This is a genomic window from Chryseobacterium indologenes, assembly GCA_016025055.1.
Lineage (GTDB): Bacteria > Bacteroidota > Bacteroidia > Flavobacteriales > Weeksellaceae > Chryseobacterium > Chryseobacterium indologenes.
In genome coordinates, this window is the sequence record CP065590.1 from 3,004,699 (window position 1) to 3,027,170 (window position 22,472).

At 38.3% G+C, this 22,472-nt stretch carries 16 protein-coding genes and 2 pseudogenes; 16 read left to right on the forward strand and 2 right to left on the reverse strand.

The genetic code is table 11. From position 1 onward, the window contains the following. The first annotated feature begins 15 nt into the window (after positions 1 to 15). Complete coding sequence (locus H3Z85_13855; protein QPQ50538.1) at positions 16 to 3,138, forward strand: efflux RND transporter permease subunit; 3,123 nt, start codon at positions 16 to 18, stop codon at positions 3,136 to 3,138. After that, positions 3,119 to 4,570 (forward strand): TolC family protein, encoded by a 1,452-nt coding sequence (locus H3Z85_13860; protein QPQ50539.1) that lies wholly within the window; start codon positions 3,119 to 3,121, stop codon positions 4,568 to 4,570. Before H3Z85_13855 ends, H3Z85_13860 begins: the two co-directional genes overlap by 20 nt. 186 nt (positions 4,571 to 4,756) lie before the next feature. Here H3Z85_13860 and H3Z85_13865 read toward each other — a convergent pair whose 3' ends face one another. Further along, on the reverse strand, positions 4,757 to 5,185 hold the full coding sequence (locus H3Z85_13865; protein ID QPQ50540.1) for a cold shock domain-containing protein: 429 nt from the start codon (positions 5,183 to 5,185) through the stop codon (positions 4,757 to 4,759). A gap of 700 nt (positions 5,186 to 5,885) precedes the next feature. On the opposite strand from H3Z85_13865, the pseudogene H3Z85_13870 reads away from it, so the two are divergent. After that, positions 5,886 to 6,640 (forward strand): annotated as a pseudogene (locus H3Z85_13870) (SDR family oxidoreductase). Positions 6,641 to 6,712: 72 nt separating this feature from the next. On the opposite strand, the pseudogene lgt reads toward H3Z85_13870, so the two are convergent. Further along, positions 6,713 to 7,547 (reverse strand): annotated as a pseudogene (gene lgt, locus H3Z85_13875) (prolipoprotein diacylglyceryl transferase). Positions 7,548 to 7,800: 253 nt separating this feature from the next. Here lgt and H3Z85_13880 point away from each other — a divergent pair. The 13 genes from H3Z85_13880 to H3Z85_13940 all read left to right on the forward strand — a co-directional run bounded on the left by H3Z85_13880 (position 7,801) and on the right by H3Z85_13940 (position 22,453). After that, entirely contained in the window at positions 7,801 to 8,100 is a 300-nt protein-coding gene (locus H3Z85_13880) for a hypothetical protein (protein QPQ50541.1), read from the forward strand. A 202-nt stretch (positions 8,101 to 8,302) separates the two neighbouring features. After that, on the forward strand, positions 8,303 to 8,998 hold the full coding sequence (locus H3Z85_13885) for a VIT family protein (protein QPQ50542.1): 696 nt from the start codon (positions 8,303 to 8,305) through the stop codon (positions 8,996 to 8,998). A 138-nt stretch (positions 8,999 to 9,136) separates the two neighbouring features. Further along, a complete protein-coding gene (locus tag H3Z85_13890; protein ID QPQ50543.1) occupies positions 9,137 to 11,296 on the forward strand; it encodes a TonB-dependent receptor in 2,160 nt (719 codons plus the stop codon). A 23-nt stretch (positions 11,297 to 11,319) separates the two neighbouring features. Further along, the gene (locus tag H3Z85_13895; protein QPQ50544.1) at positions 11,320 to 12,363 is read left to right on the forward strand and encodes an alpha/beta hydrolase; all 1,044 of its coding nucleotides are present in this window, start codon (positions 11,320 to 11,322) and stop codon (positions 12,361 to 12,363) included. 11 nt (positions 12,364 to 12,374) lie between these two features. Further along, entirely contained in the window at positions 12,375 to 13,571 is a 1,197-nt protein-coding gene (locus H3Z85_13900) for a PepSY domain-containing protein (protein ID QPQ53899.1), read from the forward strand. Positions 13,572 to 13,822: 251 nt separating this feature from the next. Further along, entirely contained in the window at positions 13,823 to 14,230 is a 408-nt protein-coding gene (locus H3Z85_13905; GenBank protein ID QPQ50545.1) for a hypothetical protein, read from the forward strand. Positions 14,231 to 14,481: 251 nt separating this feature from the next. Beyond that, complete coding sequence (locus H3Z85_13910) at positions 14,482 to 16,341, forward strand: Vgr family protein (protein QPQ50546.1); 1,860 nt, start codon at positions 14,482 to 14,484, stop codon at positions 16,339 to 16,341. A 4-nt stretch (positions 16,342 to 16,345) separates the two neighbouring features. Beyond that, positions 16,346 to 16,645 carry a hypothetical protein gene (locus tag H3Z85_13915; protein ID QPQ50547.1) on the forward strand — a complete coding sequence of 100 codons (300 nt, stop codon included), beginning with the start codon at positions 16,346 to 16,348 and terminating at the stop codon, positions 16,643 to 16,645. A gap of 146 nt (positions 16,646 to 16,791) precedes the next feature. Beyond that, on the forward strand, positions 16,792 to 17,784 hold the full coding sequence (locus H3Z85_13920; GenBank protein QPQ53900.1) for a DUF2931 family protein: 993 nt from the start codon (positions 16,792 to 16,794) through the stop codon (positions 17,782 to 17,784). Between the two features lie 11 nt (positions 17,785 to 17,795). Then, positions 17,796 to 19,628 carry a DUF2235 domain-containing protein gene (locus H3Z85_13925; protein QPQ50548.1) on the forward strand — a complete coding sequence of 611 codons (1,833 nt, stop codon included), beginning with the start codon at positions 17,796 to 17,798 and terminating at the stop codon, positions 19,626 to 19,628. Positions 19,629 to 19,630: 2 nt separating this feature from the next. Then, positions 19,631 to 20,335 carry a hypothetical protein gene (locus H3Z85_13930; GenBank protein QPQ50549.1) on the forward strand — a complete coding sequence of 235 codons (705 nt, stop codon included), beginning with the start codon at positions 19,631 to 19,633 and terminating at the stop codon, positions 20,333 to 20,335. Then, on the forward strand, positions 20,323 to 21,636 hold the full coding sequence (locus H3Z85_13935; GenBank protein ID QPQ50550.1) for a hypothetical protein: 1,314 nt from the start codon (positions 20,323 to 20,325) through the stop codon (positions 21,634 to 21,636). The genes H3Z85_13930 and H3Z85_13935 overlap by 13 nt, the downstream gene beginning before the upstream one ends. Beyond that, complete coding sequence (locus H3Z85_13940; GenBank protein ID QPQ50551.1) at positions 21,563 to 22,453, forward strand: hypothetical protein; 891 nt, start codon at positions 21,563 to 21,565, stop codon at positions 22,451 to 22,453. Before H3Z85_13935 ends, H3Z85_13940 begins: the two co-directional genes overlap by 74 nt. Positions 22,454 to 22,472: the final 19 nt, after the last annotated feature.

Sequence of the window (22,472 nt, forward strand, 5' to 3'; positions counted from 1 at the left end):
TTAAATCAATTTATAATGGTAGAAATGTTTATAAGACGAAAGGTTCTTTCGTTGGTTATTTCCATAGTATTTGTACTCCTGGGAATTATGGCCTTGCTGAAGATGCCGATTACCCAGTTTCCCGATATTGTACCGCCTTCTGTAACGGTAACCGCAAAATATACAGGAGCCAATGCGGAAGTGTCAGCTAATGCTGTAGCACTTCCTCTCGAACGGGCCATCAACGGAGTGCCGGGCATGACCTATATGTCTACGGTTACTTCAAATGATGGGCTTACCCTTATCCAGGTGTTTTTCGAAGTCGGAACAGATCCTGATGTAGCAGCAGTCAATGTACAGAACAGGGTAACTACAATCCTTGATGAACTTCCCGAAGAAGTAATCAGGGCCGGAGTTACCACTGAAAAGGAGGTGAACAGTATGCTGATGTACCTCAATATTACCAGTACTGACCCAAGCCAGGATGAACAGTTTATTTACAACTTTACAGACATCAACGTTCTTCAGGAATTGAAACGTATTGATGGAGTAGGTCGTGCCGAGATCATGGGACAGAAAGAATATTCCATGAGGGTGTGGCTCGATCCCCAAAAGATGGCAGCCTATACTATCTCTGCAGATGAAGTGATCAGCTCACTCCAGAAGCAGAATATTTCCGCAGCACCCGGAAAAGTAGGTGAGACCTCAGGAAAAACTTCCAGTCAGCTGCAATATGTAATCAAATATAAAGGTAAATTTTTCGAACCTAAGCAGTACGAAGAAATTCCTATCCGTGCTGATATAGACGGAACGATCTTAAAACTGAAAGATATTGCAAAAGTGGAATTCGGAGCAATGAATTACGGAATGGTTTCCAAAACAGACGGAAGACCTTCTGCGTCCATTATGATGAAACAACGTCCCGGGTCCAATGCTTCTGAAGTGATTGAAAGTGTCAAAGCCAAAATGGAAGAACTGAAAGTCTCCTCTTTCCCTCCGGGAATGGAGTATAATATGGCTTATGATGTGTCCAGGTTCCTTGACGCATCCATCAGTGCGGTATTGACAACTTTGATCGAAGCATTTATTCTGGTAGGAATTGTGGTATTTATCTTCCTTCAGGACTGGCGCTCAACATTGATTCCCGTACTGGCGGTTCCGGTAGCATTGGTAGGAACTTTTGCCTTTATGAATATGCTTGATTTCTCCGTCAACCTGTTGACCTTATTTGCCCTCGTCCTCGCCATCGGAATTGTGGTGGATAATGCAATTGTCGTCGTGGAAGCCGTTCACGTTAAAATGGAAGAAGGAATGAATGCCATGGATGCCACAGTGAGTGCTACAAAAGAAATAGCGGGAGCGGTCGTAGCAATCACCATTGTAATGTCTGCCGTATTTATTCCCGTAGCATTTCTGGATGGGCCGGTTGGTGTTTTTTACCGTCAGTTTTCACTGACGCTGGCGATCAGTATTGTGATTTCAGGGGTGAATGCCTTAACGCTTACGCCTGCGCTGTGTGCTATTATTTTAAAGCCTCATGCGCATGATAAAAAGAAAACCATTATCGACAGGGCTTTCCAGAGCTTTAATACAGGTTTTGAAAGATTGACTAACGGATATGTAGGTATATTAACAAAATTTGCCACAAGAACAACTGTTACGTTCGGCTTACTTTTCTTATTTATAGCATTAACTTTTGTAACCAGTAAATTCCTTCCGACCGGATTTATTCCGATGGAGGACCAGGGAATGGTGTACGTCAGTGTTACCACACCACAGGGAGCCACGGTGGAGAGAACAGAAAAAGTACTGGACGAAGTGACAGTGATGGCTAAGAAAATTGAAGGTGTGGAAAACGTAACAACACTTGCCGGATACAGTATTGTAACAGAAATTGCAGGTTCCTCCTACGGAATGGCAATGATCAACCTTAAAGACTGGAAACAACGAAGTATTTCAGTGAATGATCTAATTGCTCAACTTTCAGAAAAAACAAAAGGTATTGCCGATGCCCAGATAGAAATCTTTGCTCCACCAACCGTTCCCGGATTTGGAAATACCAGTGGCTTTGAATTGCGTTTACTGGACAGAACCGGCGGAACAATCGAAAATACCGATAAGATCACGAAGGATTTTGTTAAAAAACTGAATGAAGCACCGGAACTCCAAAACAGCTTTACCAGTTTCGATGCTACCTTCCCGCAATATATGATCAATGTAGATTACGATATGGCCGCGAAGAAAGGAATTTCTGTAGACAATGCAATGTCAACACTGCAGACTATGTTAGGTTCCTATTATGCAACAAACTTTATCCGTTTTAGTCAGATGTATAAAGTGATGGTTCAGGCTAGTCCCGAGCACAGGGATACCCCAGAGAGTATTTTGAATTTATATTTAAAGAATGACAAAGGCGAAATGGTCCCTTTTTCAACATTTATCACTATTGAAAAAGTATATGGTCCCGAAGTGCTGACAAGGTACAATATGTATATGTCGGCCATGATCAACGGGGAACCTGCGGAAGGGTATAGTTCCGGTGATGCCATTGCAGCCGTAGAACGCGTAGCTAAAGAGGTACTTCCGAGAGGTTTCGACATAGAATGGTCGGGAATGACAAGAGAAGAAATTTTGTCCGGAAACCAAACCGTTTATATTTTCCTGATCTGTTTATTGTTTGTATACCTTTTGCTGGCGGCGCAGTACGAAAGTTTCCTTCTTCCTATGCCCGTACTCTTAAGCCTGCCAACCGGGATCTTTGGTTCATATATCGCACTGGTATTGGCCGGACTGGATAATAATATCTATGCACAGGTTGCTCTGGTCATGTTGATCGGGCTTTTAGCTAAAAATGCCATCCTGATTGTAGAATTTGCCGTAGCCAGGAATAAACAGGGCTTTGATATCATTCCGGCCGCTATTGAAGGGGCAAGACAGCGTCTTCGTCCTATTCTGATGACTTCTTTTGCATTTGTGGCAGGTCTTATTCCTCTGTGTATTGCATCAGGAGCCGGTGCGATAGGAAACCGGTCGATTGGTACGGCAGCAGCAGGAGGAATGCTGATCGGAACTATTTTCGGATTGGTAGTCATCCCCGGGCTGTATATATTCTTTGCAAAACTTGAAAATAAGAAGAAAAATGAAACGACTAAATCATAGAAATATAGTATTCGGAATTGCTGTCATAAGCCTTAGTTCCTGCGCAGTACCTAAAGTGGCTGATGTAAAAAAAGCCCGGGAGCTGCCGCAGGAAATTCTCAAAAAAGGGAATAGTACAAATTCAGAGGAATTTCAACAACTCAATTTGAAAGCGTATTTTACAGAACCACAATTGTTGGAGCTCTTTGATAAAGTAGTTCAGGCTAACCCTGATTTTCAGATTGCCCAACAGAGAGTAGAAATTGCCAATAGCTTTCTTCAGCGTTCCAAAATGGATCTGTTGCCCTCTTTGGAAGTGGGAGTAGAGGCTTCAGGCAACCGTTACGGAAAATATACCATGGAAGGAGTAGGAAATTATGATACCAATCTTTCTCCTAATATCACTGAGGAACAAAAGATCAACAGAGACTTTACACCCAATTATTGGCTGGGGGCAAGGAGCAGCTGGGAAATTGATGCCTGGGGTAAGTTAAAAAATAAAAAAATTGCAGCTCAAAAGAAATTTCTTGCTTCTGCGGAAGGGCTAAGGCTCTTACAGGTAGAGCTTTTTACTGATATCGCCAATTTATACTATCAACTGGTGGCTTTAGACAACCGTCTTGCCATTTATCAGAAAAATTATAACCTTCAGCAGCGCGCCTTTGAGATTGTTTTGGCCCAGCGTGAAGTCGGAAAAGCAACAGAACTGGCGGTACAGCAGTTTAAAGCTCAGAATAATAACTGGCTGGCTGAAATTGAACACATCAAAGTTGAGATTGTTACCGTTGAGCAAGCCATTACTACCCTCACCGGAAGCTATGGTGGTGATGTAAAACGAGGAAAGACCTTGATGCCTACCAATATGGATGTTTTAAATAAAAATATTAATGTGGAAGCTGTTATTCACTCTCGTCCTGATGTTGCAGCCAATTATTATGTGCTGGAAGCCTCGCAGGCCGACGCCAAAGCGGCAAGAGCTGCCTTCTACCCTAAAATAGACCTTGGTGCCGGTTTCGGGCTGAATTCTTTTTCCGTGGAAACGTTATTCAAACCAAGTTCCTTAGCAGGGCAATTGCTTGGTGGGCTTATGGTGCCCGTCTTTAATAAAGGACAATTGAAATACGAATTTAAAGTAGCAAGCAAAGAACAGGAAATCGCCTTTCTGAACTATCAGAAAAGTATTACCACCGCATTCAATGAATTGCAGTCTATTCTGAAGCAAACTAAAATCTACGAGAGGGTTTTGCAATTAAAATCTGAAGAAGTGGGATTTCTGGATCGGGGAGTAGAAGTCTCTAATGACCTCTATCTGACAGGATATGCGAATTATTTTGAACTGATCAATTCTCAAAAGAGCAAATTAACTGCTGAACTGGATTTATTACAGTTCCAGCATCAGAATACCAGGAATAACGTCCTTTTGTTTAAAGCACTCGGAGGGAAACTGGATTGATTATACTTTTTTACGATGGATGAAGCTGCCTTTTCAGGTGGCTTCTTTTCTTTTTGTGAAATATCATCCGGAATATTTATAACTATATGATTCGGATATAAAAAAGAGACTGCCCACGGGCAGTCTCTTTCTGTATTGTTTACAATAAATCTGCTTTGAATGACAGAAATATTTTATCGGTAAATATTATTTGACAATCTGAATTTCAACAGCTGAAAACCCTTTAGGAGACTTCTCTTTTTCAAAAGATACCTTGTTTCCTTTTTTCACAGGTTCCGCACAGTTGTTGTTGTGGAAGAAGATATTTTCTTTGGAATTATCTTCTGTAATAAAACCATATCCTTTTTCACTCAGGAACGTAACAATTCCTGTTTTTCTTGGATCTTCTTCAATGATAGGAGCTGCACCAAGCTGAATATCTTCAAGGTTGATTTCCTGTCTTTGCTCAGGGGGAGTAGATGTTAATCTTCCGAATTCATCTACGTACATGAATACATCTTCCATGTCCTTCCCTTTGTTGTTGTTCGTTTTACGTTCTTCGCGTCTTAGCGCCTTTTCTTTTTGCTTTTGAATTTTTTTCTTGAAATTTTCCTTTTTAGAAAAAGAATCTGCCATAAATTATTTTTAGTATTTAGTTTCTATAAATTGTTAAGTTCAATCTGGTCTCTTGCAGACCTTTAAAGCCCGTCGATGTTTCCTGTCCTTGGATTTTTTTCCAATCATCCAGAGCTTTAAAATTCCGACAAGTATTGTTCTTAATAGAAGAATAAAAGTTAAAAATATGGCTGCTCAAAAAGCAATGACTGAATGAATTATTCGAGTCGTTACAGAAAACAAAGTAGTGACTTGATTATAATATGCAAATATACAACAATAAAATGAATAATCCTGTTTTAAATGATTGATTATCAGAAAAGGTTATTATTAAGAATTTTATAAATCATTTTATAGTAATGATGATGGAGTATTCAAAAGGATTTACCAAAAAATCCCCAGAAACCTGAGGATTATGAAAAAAATATATTTTTGTATGAATGTGGTGTGCGATACTCGCCAAAGTATCAAATGCTGTGCCTAAAATTCTTTATTGATGGGGGTTTTCAGTGTAAATTTCATTTTATCCTGGTCTCTTAAAATGTATCTGTCTGGTAAATAATACCATAATGATAAAATTGTTTGTGATAAAATTTTGATTTTTATTTTGACCTGATTCAGGAAACGGTAACTGATACTTTAGACAACTTCCGAAAAATTCACCATACTGTAGTGCGTTTTATTGTTCATCTTTGCTGTATTAACATTTAAAAATTACAAAATGTCAACACAAAATGTACAGGGAAAAGTTGTTTTAATTGCCGGTGGAGGCAAGAATCTTGGAGGATTATTAAGTAAAGATTTTGCCGCAAAAGGAGCAAAGCTGGCCATTCATTACAACAGTGAAAGTTCTAAGGCCGAAAGTGAAAAAACTCTTGCAGAAGTTCAGGCATTAGGTGCAGAAGCATTCCTGTTTCAGGGAGACCTCACCAAAGTAGAAAATCTTACAAAGTTTTTTGATGAAACGATTTCCCGTTTTGGAGGAATCGATATAGCTATCAATACCGTAGGTATGGTCTTGAAAAAGCCGTTCACCGATACTACGGAAGCAGAATATGATACCATGTTCAATGTCAATTCAAAATCTGCTTACTTTTTGTTACAGGAAGCCGGCAAAAAACTGAATGACAACGGAAGAATATGTACGATTGTCACTTCATTGCTGGCTGCCTATACCGGATTGTATTCCACCTATGCGGGGGCAAAAGCTCCTGTAGAACACTTCACAAGGGCTGCATCAAAAGAATTTGGTTCAAGGGGTATTTCGGTAACTGCTGTAGCTCCGGGCCCTATGGATACTCCTTTTTCTATGGCCAGGAAACAGACGACGCCGTTGCTTATCATAAATCAGCAGCTGCATTAGGAGGCCTTACCGATATCAAAGACATTGCCCCATTGGTAGAGTTTTTAGTAACCGACGGATGGTGGATCACGGGGCAGACCATCTTTGCCAACGGAGGATATACCACAAGATAGGTAAGAAATACCATAAAAAACTCATTGAAGCCATTTTCAATGAGTTTTTTTTATTTAACAGAAAAGTGGAAATTATGAAGTTTTCATTTTCCCTTTTTCAACTATACTTTTGATGATAAAAAATAAGCCAAGGATAATAAAAGGAATGCTTAAGAGTTGTCCCATATTTAAGCTCATACCATGTTCAAATTCAACCTGATCTACCTTGATAAATTCAATCAGGATACGCATGACGAAAATTAAAAGAATGCTTATCCCAAAGTAAAAGCCTTTTCCGATTTTGACGAAGTTTTTCTTATACATCAAGTAAACAACGGAAAATATGATCAGATAAGAGATCGCTTCATAGAGCTGGGCAGGATGCCTTGGAAGGTCGTCTACCTGTCTGAAGATAAAAGCCCACGGAACATTCGTTGGTACACCTATAATTTCTGAATTCATCAGATTCGCCAATCTGATAAAGGTACCTCCCAATGGTAATACAATAGCGATAGCATCCAGTATGGTCATAAAGGGGATCGCATACTTTCTTGCATACAACAGCAGCATAATAATCAAACCGATACCACCACCATGGCTGGCAAGCCCGGCAAAACCTGTGAAATGATAAGCTCCATCAGGGCCTTTCTGGATGGGTAAAAGTATTTCTAAAGGATGTTGTGAGTAATAATCAAAGTCATAAAAAAACAATGGCCCAGACGTGCTCCTAATAATATTCCGATCAGAGCATATGAAAACAGCGCTTCATGTGCCTGCATACTCAAATTTTCTTTTTATAAACACTTTTTAAAATGTTGAAGCATAAAACAAGGCCTGCAAGAAATAATAGACCGTAATATTTTAAAGGAATTCCCAGAATATTTGCAATTTCGGGATTGACATTCCAGTCAATGTATAATAAACTCATTGTGCAAATATAAGAAAATACGAACTTTCACGTGATAAGACAGTAGATGTCGGGTTCTATGATCTGAATCATAAAGTGTTAACTGTATTTTTTTACCTTCGGTCAGATATGTTCTGCAAGGGTTGCTTTCTAAACCTACCACATTTTTCGTAAAGGCTTTATTTCTGATTGAAAGATAACTGCTGGAAAAAATCAATCTCAATCCGGGTTGTTACAACCTGTTGTAAGCTCAGTAATTTTAAAAAATAATGTTATGATAAAAGATATGTTGAATAGTGTTACCACTGGAGCTTTTGTTAAAGGAAGTGCAGTTCTGGGAATTGCCGCTTTTGCGGTAATGATGATCCGTAATGCACAAAAAGATTCAAAAGAGCTGCAGCTGAAACTTGATGAGCTGATTGCGGCTATTGAAAAAAGTAAGCATGATACCCTGGATGATCCAAAAGACGATATTACGCTCCAAAAAACGTCATATGAGCAAGATCCGGAAACTAAGAGGGACAATGAAGCCAGTCTGACAGAGGAAAGTATAACCTATTACAGATATAAATAATCCATCAGGATACTATTTCTTTTTACTATTCGTCACGTTATTTCATAGGATTTTATGCATGTACAGAAGTTTCTTGCTTCTAAGTCTTCCAAGTTCCTCATTGTACAATTTACTTTCTTTCCCAAACCCGGGTAATTTAAAATGATTCTTGAAGAAACATTTTATAACTTTAATAACAATATCAACGCCGAAACAAGTAAATATGCATCATCAGTTAGAAAAGCATTACGTAAACAGAGTGGGATGGCTCCGTGCGGCTGTATTGGGAGCAAATGACGGGTTATTATCTACAACAAGTATTGTCATTGGTGTTGCCGCAGCAGAACCGGAACGTCATATTATTATTCTTGCCGCATTAGCCGGAATGATTGCCGGGGCAATGTCTATGGCAGCCGGTGAATACGTGTCCGTAAGTTCCCAGGAAGACACCGAAAAAGCAGACCTTATCCGTGAAAAACGTGAATTGGAAGAAATGCCGGAAATAGAACTGCGGGAACTTGCTAAAATTTATGAAAAAAGAGGATGCAGCAAAGAAACGGCATTGCAGGTAGCTACAGAGCTTACAGAACATAATGCCCTGGAGGCCCATGCAAGAGATGAGCTGGGAATCAATGAAATAACACAGGCAAAACCTTTGCAGGCAGCTATTGCTTCATTCGCATCATTTGCTGTAGGAGCCCTATTGCCTTTTACGGTTTCCCTCCTGGCTCCGATTAAACAAATGGTTTATTTTCAATATGGTTTTTCAATTATATTTTTGATGCTTTTAGGAGCTGTATCAGCAAGAACGGGAGGCTCACATATGGGGATCGCCATGGTGAGAATCTGTTTTTGGGGTACTGTAGCAATGGGAATCACAGCACTGGTAGGACATTTTTTTGGCGTTCATGTGGATTAAGTGTTTGTGTTTTTGCTATTGTCTATAATGTAAAAATAGCGACAAATACATGGTTTAAATTATGCAGGTTTTAAAATGTTTTTATTAATTATTATTTAGAATTAATAAAAATAAATACCTTTGCAGCAAAAATAAACTATGAAGAAGCTATTGTGTTCAATACCCTTATTGTCGGGAGTATTGATCGTTGCACAACACAAAAAAGACACAACGGTTCAATCAAAACACATTGAAGAGATTATTGTTTCGGGGGTAAAAAAATATGCCGAGAAAAAATCTGAATATGTTGCCAAAATGCCTCTTAAGAACCTGGAAAACCCGCAGGTTTATACCGTTCTTCCCAAAGAATTAATACAACAGCAGGTAGCGACCGACCTCCAGAGCTCACTGAATCTCCTTCCCGGAGTAAATAACGTATCCGTAAGTGTAGGAAGCGGAGGGGTAGGCCTCGGTCTTACCATGCGCGGATTCAGTTCGAATGCCTCGGCAGGAGCGCTGCGAAATGGTATGGCGACAAACTTTGTCTCTCTATCCGATCCTGTAAACCTTGAAGCTATTGAAGTGATCAAAGGGCCGTCCGGAACCTTATTCGGGTCTGCATTATTGGTAGGCTACGGAGGATTTGTTAACAGAGTAACCAAAAAACCATTACACCATTTCAAAGGTGAAATAGGGTATACTGCGGGAAGCTGGAGCAGCAACCGTGTCACGGTAGATGTGAGTACACCGCTTAATAAGAACAAGACTTTTCTGGCCCGTATCAATGCCGCCTATAATAACGACGGAAGTTTCCAGGACTTCGGAAAATCAAAATCCGTGGCCATTGCGCCTTCTTTTTCCTTTAAAGTAAATGACCGCCTGGATATTAACCTTGATTTTGAATATTTTGATATTAGCCGTAATACTACTTATATGGGGCTGATAACAGGAAAAGATATTGTCTTCAAAGATAAAAGTATCAATGATTTTAATCTGGATAAAAAAATATCATACGCAAGTGATGAAATCCAGAGTAAAGCTAAAATATTCAACACTTTTGCCACGGCAAACTATAAAATATCAGATAACTGGGTTTCTCAAACCAGCTTCTCTTCTGCCAAAACAGAGAATGATGCCCATTATCTTTTCCTGAATTTATCCAACAAAGGAACTATAAGGAGAGATTATTACCATATCCCCAGCACATTTAATCTGAATGAAATTCAGCAAAACTTTATCGGCAATTTCAATATTTCGGAAAAAATTAAAAATAAAATATTGGTAGGATTTGATTATACTACTACCAAAACGACAGATAAAAGAGGGGTAGTACAGGATATTGACCAGCAGATTTATAAAAATAAATTTGGTAATCTGGATAAGTTTGTTCCGGTTATGTTTAATGATGAAAGCTCACCTTATATTTCGCAGGCTGCCTATCAGGATATATTGGGGCGAACAAACTATAGAGGCTATAAGCGTGATTACAGAAACTTCAGTGTGTATGTTTCTGATGTGATCAATGTCTCGGATCGTTTATTTGCGATGGCTTCCCTTAGATATGATCATTTCAACAGTGTTTCCGATAAAGATATTCAAAACTCGTGGTCTCCAAAACTCGGATTGGTTTATCAGGTGATAAAAGATAAGGTGTCTTTGTTTGGAAATTATATGAACGGTTTTAAAAATATAGCGCCAAGCAGCTCATTAGGTGAGATAAGAACTTATAAACCGGAACAGGCAAATCAATGGGAAGGAGGTGTGAAATATGAGTTACTGGACGGTAAGCTTTCCGGAACTCTAAGTTATTATAATATTCAGGTAAAAGATAAAGTACGCAGTACACCTACAGAAAAAGACCCCACCCTTACCATCCAGGATGGAACCCAAAGAAGTCAGGGAGTGGAAATGGATCTGATCACATCCCCATTTCATGGATTTAATATTATTCTGGGATACGGCTATAATGACAGTGTCTATGAAAAAGCAAAAGCAGATGTACAGGGAAGAAGACCGGCCGGACAGGCAAGACACGCCGGAAACTTCTGGTTAAGTTATACCATTCCTTCTGGGAAATACTCAGGTTTTGGTATCGGCGCAGGGGGAAATGCACAATCCCAGTTCTATCTTGTAGACAGTTCTGATGTCGTATCTAAAGGATATGCAAAGTTTGATGCTTCTGTTTTCTATGATCAGTCATCATACAGAATTGCCCTCAAACTAAACAATTTTACCAATCAGCAGTATTACCTTGGCGATTCCTGGACGTATGTGCAGAATCCACGCCAGCTTTTACTTTCATTAAACTATAAATTCTAACTATATAAATAAAACAATTGCTAATGAGAACCGGATTATTATTTATAGTACTATGGGCGGGACTGTTACAGTTCAAAGCACAGGCAACTCAGATTGAAAATATCAGTATAGGAATGAAAATTCCATTGAAATCGGAGTTTCTTCATGAAGAACGTTCCGTTTACGTGTCTCTTCCTGAAGGATATGATCAGTATACCAAAACAAGCTATCCCGTGATTTATGTATTGGATGCTGAAAATAATTTCAACTACCTTTCCTCAGTATATCAGTATTTGAGTAAAGAGCCATTTGGCATTTTACCACAAGCCATTCTGGTAGCGATAGCCAATACAAACCGTACCAGGGATCTGACACCTACAAAAGCTTCGAAAGAAATGAACTTTGCGGGTAAAAAACAGACAATGTTTACAGAAAGCGGAGGCAATGAAGTATTTATGAAGTTTATCAAAGAAGAGCTCTATCCGTTCATTGAAAAGAAATATCGTTCAAATGACTACAAAGTTTTGATAGGTCATTCATTCGGAGGACTTACAGCAGTCAATAACCTTTTGTCAGATCCGTTTTTTAATGCTTATATAGCCAATGACCCAAGCCTTTGGTGGGATAAAGAGCTGATGGTCAGAAAAGCAGAGAACTCGACAAAAGATTTTAAAAATATTAAATTTTTCCTCGCTCAGGCCAATAATGCAGAGGCAAGAAATGTTAAAGACGATGAACATGAAATCGCCATTGGTAAATTCAAAAACCTGCTGGAGCAGCAAAAGCTGAAAAACCTCAGCTGGAAATATGAATTCTATCAAAATGACGACCATGGAACAGTTCCTTTACCCGGTAATAATGACGGACTACGCTTTATATTCAAATCAAATAAATGGAATTTCAGGGAGGCTCTGAAAGATCCTGCACTTATCAACCAGCATTATCAGGCATTTTCCAAAGATTTGAATCATACTTTTAAGCCTACCGAATTATTCTTTAAAAAGATAATTAACATCGCCAAAGAAAGAGGTACACCGGAATCGGTAAAAGCCTTGGAAAGGCTGGAAAAACAATATTATCCATCATGAAAAAAACAAACATGAATGATAAAGCGAAAATTCCAAAGAAAAAAGGAAAATCTCTTTTCAGCAGGATTGTAGCATGGCTTCACTTATGGCCAAGTATTGTTGCAGGAGTGATTCTGGTCGTGGTATCTCTTTCAGGAACCATTATTGTTTATTGCGACGAAATTATGGACTGGAGTGCCGGCAAGGCAAGATACGTCGCTGTTCCCGACAATGCAGAGCGGGTATCTTCTGACGTACTAAAACAGAATTTCAGGAAAGCTAATCCGGGGTACGACATTTCAGAGTTTGTGTTCTTTAAAGATCCGAAAAGAAGCGTCCGTATCAGGGCTTTCAGTCCCGAAGGGCCAAAGTTGGCCATGGTCTACGCAGATCCGTACACAGGTAAAATTCTCAAAAAAGATGAATCACTCCAGTTTTTCTTTGTCATGGCTCATTTTCATGCCTCATTTCTGGCGGGAAAGACAGGAGGTTGGGTGGTAGCCTTCGCTACGATTATTTTTGTGATCAGCACGGTCACGGGGCTTATCTTGTGGTGGCCCAAAAAATGGAATAAAACCACGAGGCAGGCGAGTTTTACGATAAAATGGAAAGCACGATTCAAAAGATTTAATTATGATCTTCACAATGTATACGGCTTTTATTCGCTTCTTGTGTGCTTCATGCTGGGAATGACAGGGCTTATTATTTTCTTTGAACCTCTGATGAATACTACTGTAAAGATGACCAACGGGACTACAGAACATTTAATGGACATTCTACCCAGGCAGGATTCTACGAAAACAGCAAAGGATATTGTTCCGTTCGCTTATGAAGTACTGAACAAAAGTGGTGAAAAAGAAGTCAGTATCTGGAATTTTGAAAGAAAGAAACTGGGAGCCTATATTTTCACTTCAGGAAAAGTAGGACTTAAAAGTATTGAGCATGCCTCTTTGAGTATTTATGATATGTATTCAGGAAAAGAGATACATATCGGAAGAAAATATCTGCAACATGAAAAGACCGAAAATATAGTCTGGCAACTGCATATGGGGCAATGGTGGGGACAGATCGGAAAATTATCTACATTTCTGGCCGGTATCATCGCTACTTCATTACCTATTACCGGGTTCCTGATCTGGTGGGGAAGAAGAAATAAATCCAAAAAGAAAAAAGAAACAAAAAATAATCATAAACACAGAGTATCGGCCCATCAGGGGCAAACTACCTGAAGCTTTATGTCTGATAGAAAAAGGTTATCTCACTGAGGTAACCTTTTCGTTTTACATCTAGTTTGTGATTTTTTTGGAATTTATAAATAATTGATTTACAGACTGTATTATACCTAACAAGTGTTAGTCGTAGAAATACGACACTTTTTCATATTTAGATAAAAATATTCTTCCGGTCAAATATTTACATCTAAATTTGGTGATATAACCAACCATCAATCATCAAATATTAACGATTAAAATTTACCATCATGGCAGAAAGAAATTCAAGAGGAATCTTAAAATTCAACAACGGGGAAGGTCAGAAGCTCTTAAAGCTTAACTACAGCGTATCAAGATCTACAGACGTTTCAGGACGTGTAGCATCAGATCCTTCCAATGCGTTAATCAAAATTACAGTAGAAGCTACAGAAAAAGCAGATATTCTGGAAAGTCTTCTTAACGGAAAGTACAAGCCTACAGTGGGCGAAGTAACTTTCAACAAGTCTCATGAAGAAGGAACTTTAACAACATTGAAATGGCAAAACGGATACGTGATTCAGCATGAAGTGGATTTTGATGCCGTGGATGAAAACAGTATGTACATTTCTTTTGTTATAAGTGCTGAACAGATTGATCTGGGAACCTCTTCTTATCACGGAGCATGGCCTACTGCATAAGAATCTGATCACTTTAAAAACTTACATAAGAAAACAGAATAGTTCATCCGTCAGGACGCTGTTCTGTTTTTTTGTCTCCAATGATCATCAAATCTATGTTTTTAAATGTCTTGTATAAATTGCTGTTATTTTTTAAATATGATGGATATTAATTGGTTTTATATTGTGAAAAATTTATAACTTTATAAAAGGACGCTTATTTTTAGAATTATTTTTAAAAATAAAAACCTTTCAAAAACACCTCATCTCCTATGAATAAAAATACCTCGAATTCTGAAAAGATTTCGGAAAATCATATTCCCGGAATCAACCGCGTGGTGAAACTGGATATTGTGATTGAAGGGAAAATAATCAAGCACTTCAAACACTTCCGTTTACAGCAGAGCGTAAAAAAACACCATGACTTTGAATTGACTCTAGCCCACGATACACTTGATGGAATACAAAACCATGATCTTGAAGAAGCTCAGCAGTTTTTAGGAAAACGCCTAACTGTAGTTTTTAAGTATAAAGATGTAGAAGGCAGCCCTGAAAGAACCTTTGTGGGAGTAATCACAAAAGTGGGCTTCAGCCAGGAACACCATAGTCTGGGAAATATTGTACTAAAAGGACAGAGCCCAACTATTTTATTGGATGCCGCTCCCCATACACAAAGCTTTGGTGGAGAACAGCCTGTCAACATGGGAATTATTGCTGCCGAAGTAATTAAACAGGGGATTGAAAGCAGTAAGTTTGACGTGAAAATAAACGCTAAAGCATCCGCTCAGATTCTGTACAGTGCCCAGTATAACGAAACCCATTACAACTATCTCTGCCGGATGGCAGAAGCTTACGGAGAGCAGTTTTATTATGACGGCGAAGTATTGCACTTCGGAAATATGCCTCCACAGAACAAAGCACTTGAACTTATCTACGGAAGTAATGTCTCTGATATCAATGTTGAGTTGAAAGCTGTGCATATCAAACCTAATTTTTACGGATACAACAGCAGCTCCAATGCTAAACTGACTTCAGGAGAAACGCCCATAAAGCATGTGGGGAATTTGGCACAGACTGCTTATAAAAATAATGACGGAATTTTCAAAACACCGTCTTTACAGGTTGCCCCCATAAAAGCCGCGACTGATATGGATGTGGTTATTTCTCAGACCAGCAAGGCAGGAAGCAGGGCTGTAGAAGTATTTACCGTTTCGGGAGGTAGTACCATTCCGTTTTTATATCCGGGATGTGTTGCTGACATCAATATGAGAAAGAATGATACCAACAAAACAGCTTATTTTACAAAACTTATGATGACGGATATCATTCACGAGGTAGATGCACTGGGACGCTACGCAGGAAGATTTGAGGCTATAGCTTCGGACACCGGATATATTCCTACTCCTGATTTTACCCTTCCTATTGCACAGCCACAAATTGCAACCGTTATTTCCAATACAGATCCGCTGGGCCAGGGAAGAGTAACGGTGAAATTTGACTGGCAGCTGCATGATACCACCAATTTTATCAGGATGATGGCCCCTGATGCGGGAGGAACAGATCAGATTACTCAAAACAGAGGCTATGTAGCAATACCGGAAGTAGGAGATCAGGTTATGGTAGGATTTGTACATAATCATCCGGACCGCCCTTTTGTGATGGGAGGAATGTTTCACGGAGGTGTTGCTTTGGGTGGCGGAGTGAATAATCACTTAAAATCCATACAAACCCGAAGCGGAATCAGGATTCTGATGAATGATGCAGAAGGAAGTGTCAATATTATAGACCCCAGCGGAAACAACTATTATATGGACGGAAAAGGTAATATTGTCGTAACTGCCCCTAAAAATATGACATTCAATGCGGGAGAAGATCTTAACATCAACGTCGGAAAAGACATGAAAACAAGCGTTGGAAATGATAATACCACCCATATTATCAATGATCATAAATTTACCTCAAAAAATTATAAACAAACTGTGAACGAGAATAAAACCATTAATGTGACAGGTGATTTAAAGGAAACAACGTCTACCACAACACATAAAGCAAAAAATGGCGATATCTTGTTACAAAGCTCCGGGGTTGCCAAAATGCTGGGGAAAATAGACGCTAAAGTGAATAAAGGCTAAATGTATGTTGAAAAAAGGACTTATTGCTCTATTGTTATCTTTAGTTTCCGTCATCCTCACTGGTATCATTACATTAAGTGTCATGGATTGTACAGGATATGGTGACGGCGATTGCGGCTGGCTGGCTGTATGGCTCTGCGGTGCTTTTTTGCCCGTATTGTTTTTTCTGCCGTTTATAATAGCAGCTCAGAAGAAGAAAGATGCAATAGGTGATTTTACATTATTTGGTATGTATTCAGGGGGTATCGGTTTTATCATCATATCCGTGATCCTGTTGATTATAGTTCCCCGATTATGCTCCTGAAGACAAACATTGTTGTACTAAAATGGTGTCATAATGACTTTATAAGATTGTAAGAATGAATAAAATATTAAAATATCTACTAAGCTTTTTATTTTTTACCCAGATGTCGTGTCAGGAAAAAAAAAGCTCCTAAAAAAACTGAAACTATGACAAAATATGAATGGACTGAAGCAACTTCTGCTTCCTTAGGATATCCCATGGAAGTATACAAAGGAGGAATTGAATGCGAAGGTGGGGAATGGGTAAGTTTAGGTTTTGGGATAGCTCCCGGTGGTAACCGTTGGGGTACCATCAACAATGGGATGGGAAATGGTTTTAAAAGCCTCCCTTCCCGGTTGGATTTTGTGTGGATGTCTTATATGGAAAACCAGTTTTATATGATTGATACACCTATCGATACCGCTAAAATTAAAGAATACTTTAGTAAAGGATATCAGGTAAAAGTAACTAATGGCAGTGGTGAAACAGAACATTTAAATTATAATAAAATTTGTGTAGGAATGGCTCCGGGAGGAGTAGTTGTCGTTTGGGTAGCCGGTGTTGGAGTTCAGAAAGAAGTGGGAAGGTATCAGGCGAAAAAAGTAACCATTCCGGAATCTGAAATTGCGACATTGGACAGTCATGAAAATCGCTTTTGGAGGAAAGATTATTTGGAAATGGTGCAGACTCGCGAACAGATTATTCCGGCAAGGATAAGGGAAGAAAATAAAGGAAAACCTATTCCTTTCGGCTTGTGGGATCAATATAGAATACGATACAGCTGGAAACCTGTTTTTGAACTTCCGGAAAATGCCGGTCTCAATCCTTTGACAGATGTTGGTATGTCATTACTTAATGGGGAACAGGAACAGCTCGATGCGGCGAAAATTTCTCTAAGTGAAAATGAAATGAGGGCAATACCGAGAAGCATCGGTTTTGATTTTATTGGCGCAGACAAGAAGAAATACGGGGCAGATTGTGATCTGAATGAGAAATCGGCTTTTGAGGCCTTTGCTAAAGTATTTGGTGATGATCCCAAATCAACAAAGGCAAGTCTTTTTATTAAAGTAAATGAGGCATATAGCTTCTTTACCGTCTTATTGAAGGGTGAAAATGGTAAAGAAGCCTTTATAAAGACTGACAAAGTAGAGGTTTTCTAAAAACAAGAACTATGGGAAAAACTTTTGTATACAACACGGGCAATCCTAAAACTCCTGTAGATGAAATGCATCTGGAAATAGGAGTATTCTTTGATGGTACTTTGAATAATTTGAAAAACAGCGAATTAAGAATGAAGTACAGAGATGGAAAGAATAAAATGACAAGTACTGATACAGAGGATCAGATCAGGGAAAAAGAAAAGGCAATCAAAGACACAAGGATCCTGCAGGAAAAAGAATATGAAAGATTGAAAAAGAAAAAGCTGCTGGATGATAATTCTGAATACCACCAGTATCTTAAATACAGTCATCAGGAATGGCTGGACAAACAGGGGGTGGATAACAGTTTCAGCAACGATTATACGAATGTAGCAAGGATGTACCAATGCTGTGAGCAAAATTCATATGGCATTTATGTGGAGGGTATTGGGACGCTCAATAACAATCGGGATGTTGATGACGGTTTCCAGTATGGTTCCGGTAAAACCGGAGTACGGGGGAAAGTAAGGAAAGGGTGTGAAATGGTGGCCGATAGGATTGGCGATTTAAAAAAACAACAACGCGATAAAAAAAAATTGGTTAAAATAATCGTTGATACCTTCGGATTTAGCAGAGGAGCCGCTGCGGCAAGAAATTTTGCCTACGAAATCAACGGAAATAAAAGACCCAAAGATGTTGAGATCAAAAAAATCAGAAAAGTAATAGGATATACCCAGACCTATTCTCCTTATGGTCCGGTATCGGTTCCCGAATATGGAGATTTCTGGATAGATAAAGACAATATTGAGGTAGATCCGAAATATATCAAAGATGGTAAACTTCCAAAATTTGGCTTTTTGGGATACTATCTTTTAAGTAAAAAAATCTTATCAGAACAACAACTTGAAGACTTAGATCTTGATGTTCGTTTTATAGGGGTGTATGATACGGTATCTTCTTATGAAGAGTTTGGTGATATGGGAACATTGAAAAGAGTAGGCTGGCAAGGAATGAAGCATTCTGTTTTGGGACCAAATTATAATTTCGGAGATGATGTAGAGCAGTTACAGCTTAAGAATCCGGGACCTTACTTTAAAGCTGTTCATTTTACTGCAGCCAATGAACATCGGGAAAATTTTTCATTAACGAGATTTCCGGGGAGTATTGAAAAAGAATTTCCCGGAGTGCACTGTGATATTGGTGGTGCTTATGAGAACGGAACGGAAAGAGTGGATGAAATAGAAACTTCCAATCATAAACCCGTATGGTTCCTGAATAAACGCCGGCAACAACTGATTGATGAATGCTGGTTTGATAGTGAGCAGATCGAGATCAATAATAGCTTCCTGAATGTCCTTACCTTCGGAGGAGTATACCGTAAAATTACCGGAACCCGTTTTCTAAGGAAAGAATACAGCTATATCCCGCTGCATTTTATGGAAGAACTTGGTGAAAATCTTTACAATCATCAGTTAATGACAAAAACAGAAATCACCTTTTCCATAGAAAATGATAAATATTTGCCTCATGCAAAAGATCTTTTACACGGGTATGTATTTGAAAATGAGGGTAAATGGGATTTCAAAACAGATGAGGTGGTAGAAAAAGAAAAACAGGAGAAAGCCCTGCAAAGACTGTTGCATCCTGAGCCCGTACAGGAACCTGCTCATGAAGAATCTCCCGAAGAGAAACTGGATGAAAACGGGAATAAAATGAAAACCACAACATTGGAAGAAGTGACGGTTACTGCTTATCATCCCCAAACTCTATTACGAATTATGCGTAAGCAATACCTTCACTGGTCTGCCAACAGAGACTGGATGGGAATGGACCCCAACAATGATTATCAAAGAAGAATATATTAAGAATGACCTACAACATATTGCAGAATCTTCACCGGAAAACATACAGACACGAAACGATTGTTATAGAACAAAAAAATTCGTTCTATACGACCCAAAAGAGCTTTGCAAGGCAGATTGAGATATACTATCTGGGAAAAGCAAAGGAAGAATACAGGTTCCAGGTCCTTGTGGTTGATTTTGATTTTTCTGATGATGAAGATGCAATGGGAAAATTTTTAAAAAAGATCAGTTATTTATTTGATGAAATCGAATGTAAAGTGGATGAAGATGGGAATATTACAGCCATTGACAATCTGCTTTTCCTTCGTCTGAGATGGGTGAAGATTCAGGATGAATTAGTAAAAACACATCAGGGAGAAGCCGTAGAAAGTTACTTCAGTCACATAAGCAGTTTGCTTGAAGATGAAGCAAAACTGATCGATTTTTTAGGAGGATATAATATGTTCGGATTACTCTTTAACGGGCTGCTACAGTCGTTTGAGACTAAGAGAAAAAGAGAAACGACAGAAGGATTTACAGAAATAATGACTCCTGTAAAGGTGGGTGATAAAATGATTTTAAAAATTTCCGCCCAAAATCTGGAGGAAACAGACATTGATCATTTTACAGGACTGTTTGTCTGCAAAGGAGACCTGTATGAAGAAGGTTTTATAGAAATCAAAAAACAGAATTCTCATTTAAAACATTCATTATTATGGATAGGATAAAGGATGGAGGAGTAGGAGAAGCTCCTGAAGTTCAAAATCAGGCTCCGGCTCAGGATAATGATCAACAGAAGGCGGAAAATAAGCAGAAGATGGATGATCAACGGGCGGAAAATGAGGCGAAAGATAAAAAGGATGAAGGTTTATTACTGGCCATAGATGGTGCCAGAATAAAATTCAATGCCCACCTTGGAACCTTTAAAGTGTTGAGCAATGTACCGACAACTCAGGATAAACTTACCGCAACTGTTGTGGAAAAACAAATTCCGAATTTTATTTTTGATGATGGTTTTCAGATGATTTCCATGGCGGACTGGCAGGATTTTGGAACAGTAAAAGTTCAGGACAATTATGTGCTGCTAAAAAAATCTACTTTACCGGGAACAGGAAAAATGCCGGGAAGTATACCGCCTGAAACAGGCAAAATAGAATTTGTAACCTCCGGACAGGTACATGCTCCGGAAAGTATAGATGCGAAGGGAGCACCGGTGCCGGAACAGGAAAAGAAGAAGAGTTCGTGTTCAGATGATTTTACTCTATTACAAATAAAAAAAGTCTGGCCTAATGCTTCCAATACTTCTTGGTTACAAGGTATAGTAGATGAACTAAATAAATCATATATAGTAAAAGGCGAATCTAAAAAATTATATGAAGTATTTGAACTTAATACTTGCCTTAATAGAGCTCATTTTTTTGCACAGGCTTTTGTTGAAAGTAGTGATGATTTATCGGGAGCGTTTAATGGGGAAAGTTTAAACTATTCTGTTGAAGCTTTAAGATCTGGCTACCCCTTTTCCGTATTCAAAAACAATAAAAAATACTATGATTATGCTGATGAAATAGGGCGGAAAAGTGAAGTTGATCCTAAAACTAAAAAGAAAAAAATTGTGCATGCTGCAGATCAGGAGAAAATTGCAAATATTGCTTACGATGATGCGAATCGGGGAAAGGATTATAAGTTAGGAAATGTAAAAGAAGGTGATGGATGGAAATTTAGAGGAAGGGGGCTAATGCAAATTACGGGAAGAAGTAATTACAAGAGTATTCAGGAAATAATTGACTCAAGATTGCCCGATTCCGGAATTGATCTGTCATTAGGTAAATCAATGTTTACAGCAAAGGAAGCTGTTTTTGCTGGATTAGGAGACTGGATTTTAAAGAAGGCTAATACATTGTCTAAAAATGGGGCAACCCATGAAGTAGTGAATTCAATTACAGCAAAAGTAAATTATGCAACTAAATCATATAGTAACAGAAGAGATGCATTTGACAGAACGGTTAAAATATTTAAAGATGAACAATAAATTTTTTTTACTGCTTTTATTATCGGGGATAAGTTGTCACTCTCAAAGTAATCATTTATATTCCTTATTAAAAACAAACGAAATTGTAGCTCAACTGCATAATGATTTTAATAATGATGGTTTGCGTGACGATTTATATGTTTTAACATTAAATAATAAAAAGCAGCCTCAAGACCTTACCAAAAGAAAGCTCATCATTGTTTTCAAAAATAAAAATAATACAGAACTTGTATATGAAAATGATAATATTTTTCCATGTAAGGAATGTAGTGGTAAGTCAGACGGAAATATTGAACAGGTTAAATTTGAAGATAAATTACTCTCATATACGACATCAGTTGCGCCTTTTGCTTCTGATAAATATTCAGTAATCGACTTTAAGCTACAATTCTCAAATAATAATTTTGTTCTTCATCAATATAAAGAAACTTACTTTGCTACAGAATCTGATGATGACGCAACAATAGTACTGGATACAAAGGATTTTCTGAAGGTAAATTTTAATTATTATGATTGGGTAGCCAACAAAAGCTGGTTAGATCATGTCGATATTTCTGCTGATAATATTACTAAGATTAATGATCTTGCTTTTAAGCTCGAAAATGTTAATCCGGAAGTTTCAATTACAGTGCTAAAAAAAATACTTCAAAAATATCCGGATCGGATCGTTGCTTATCTCAATATCGCAAATAGCTATTGGAATGTAGGTGAAAAAGAAAAAGCCATAGAAAATTACAAAACATATTACTCTTTAATGAAATCTCAAAAGAAGGACCTTAATAAAATTCCAAAATATGTCGGGGAAAGAATAAAATAAGAAATTTTTTTCTATCATT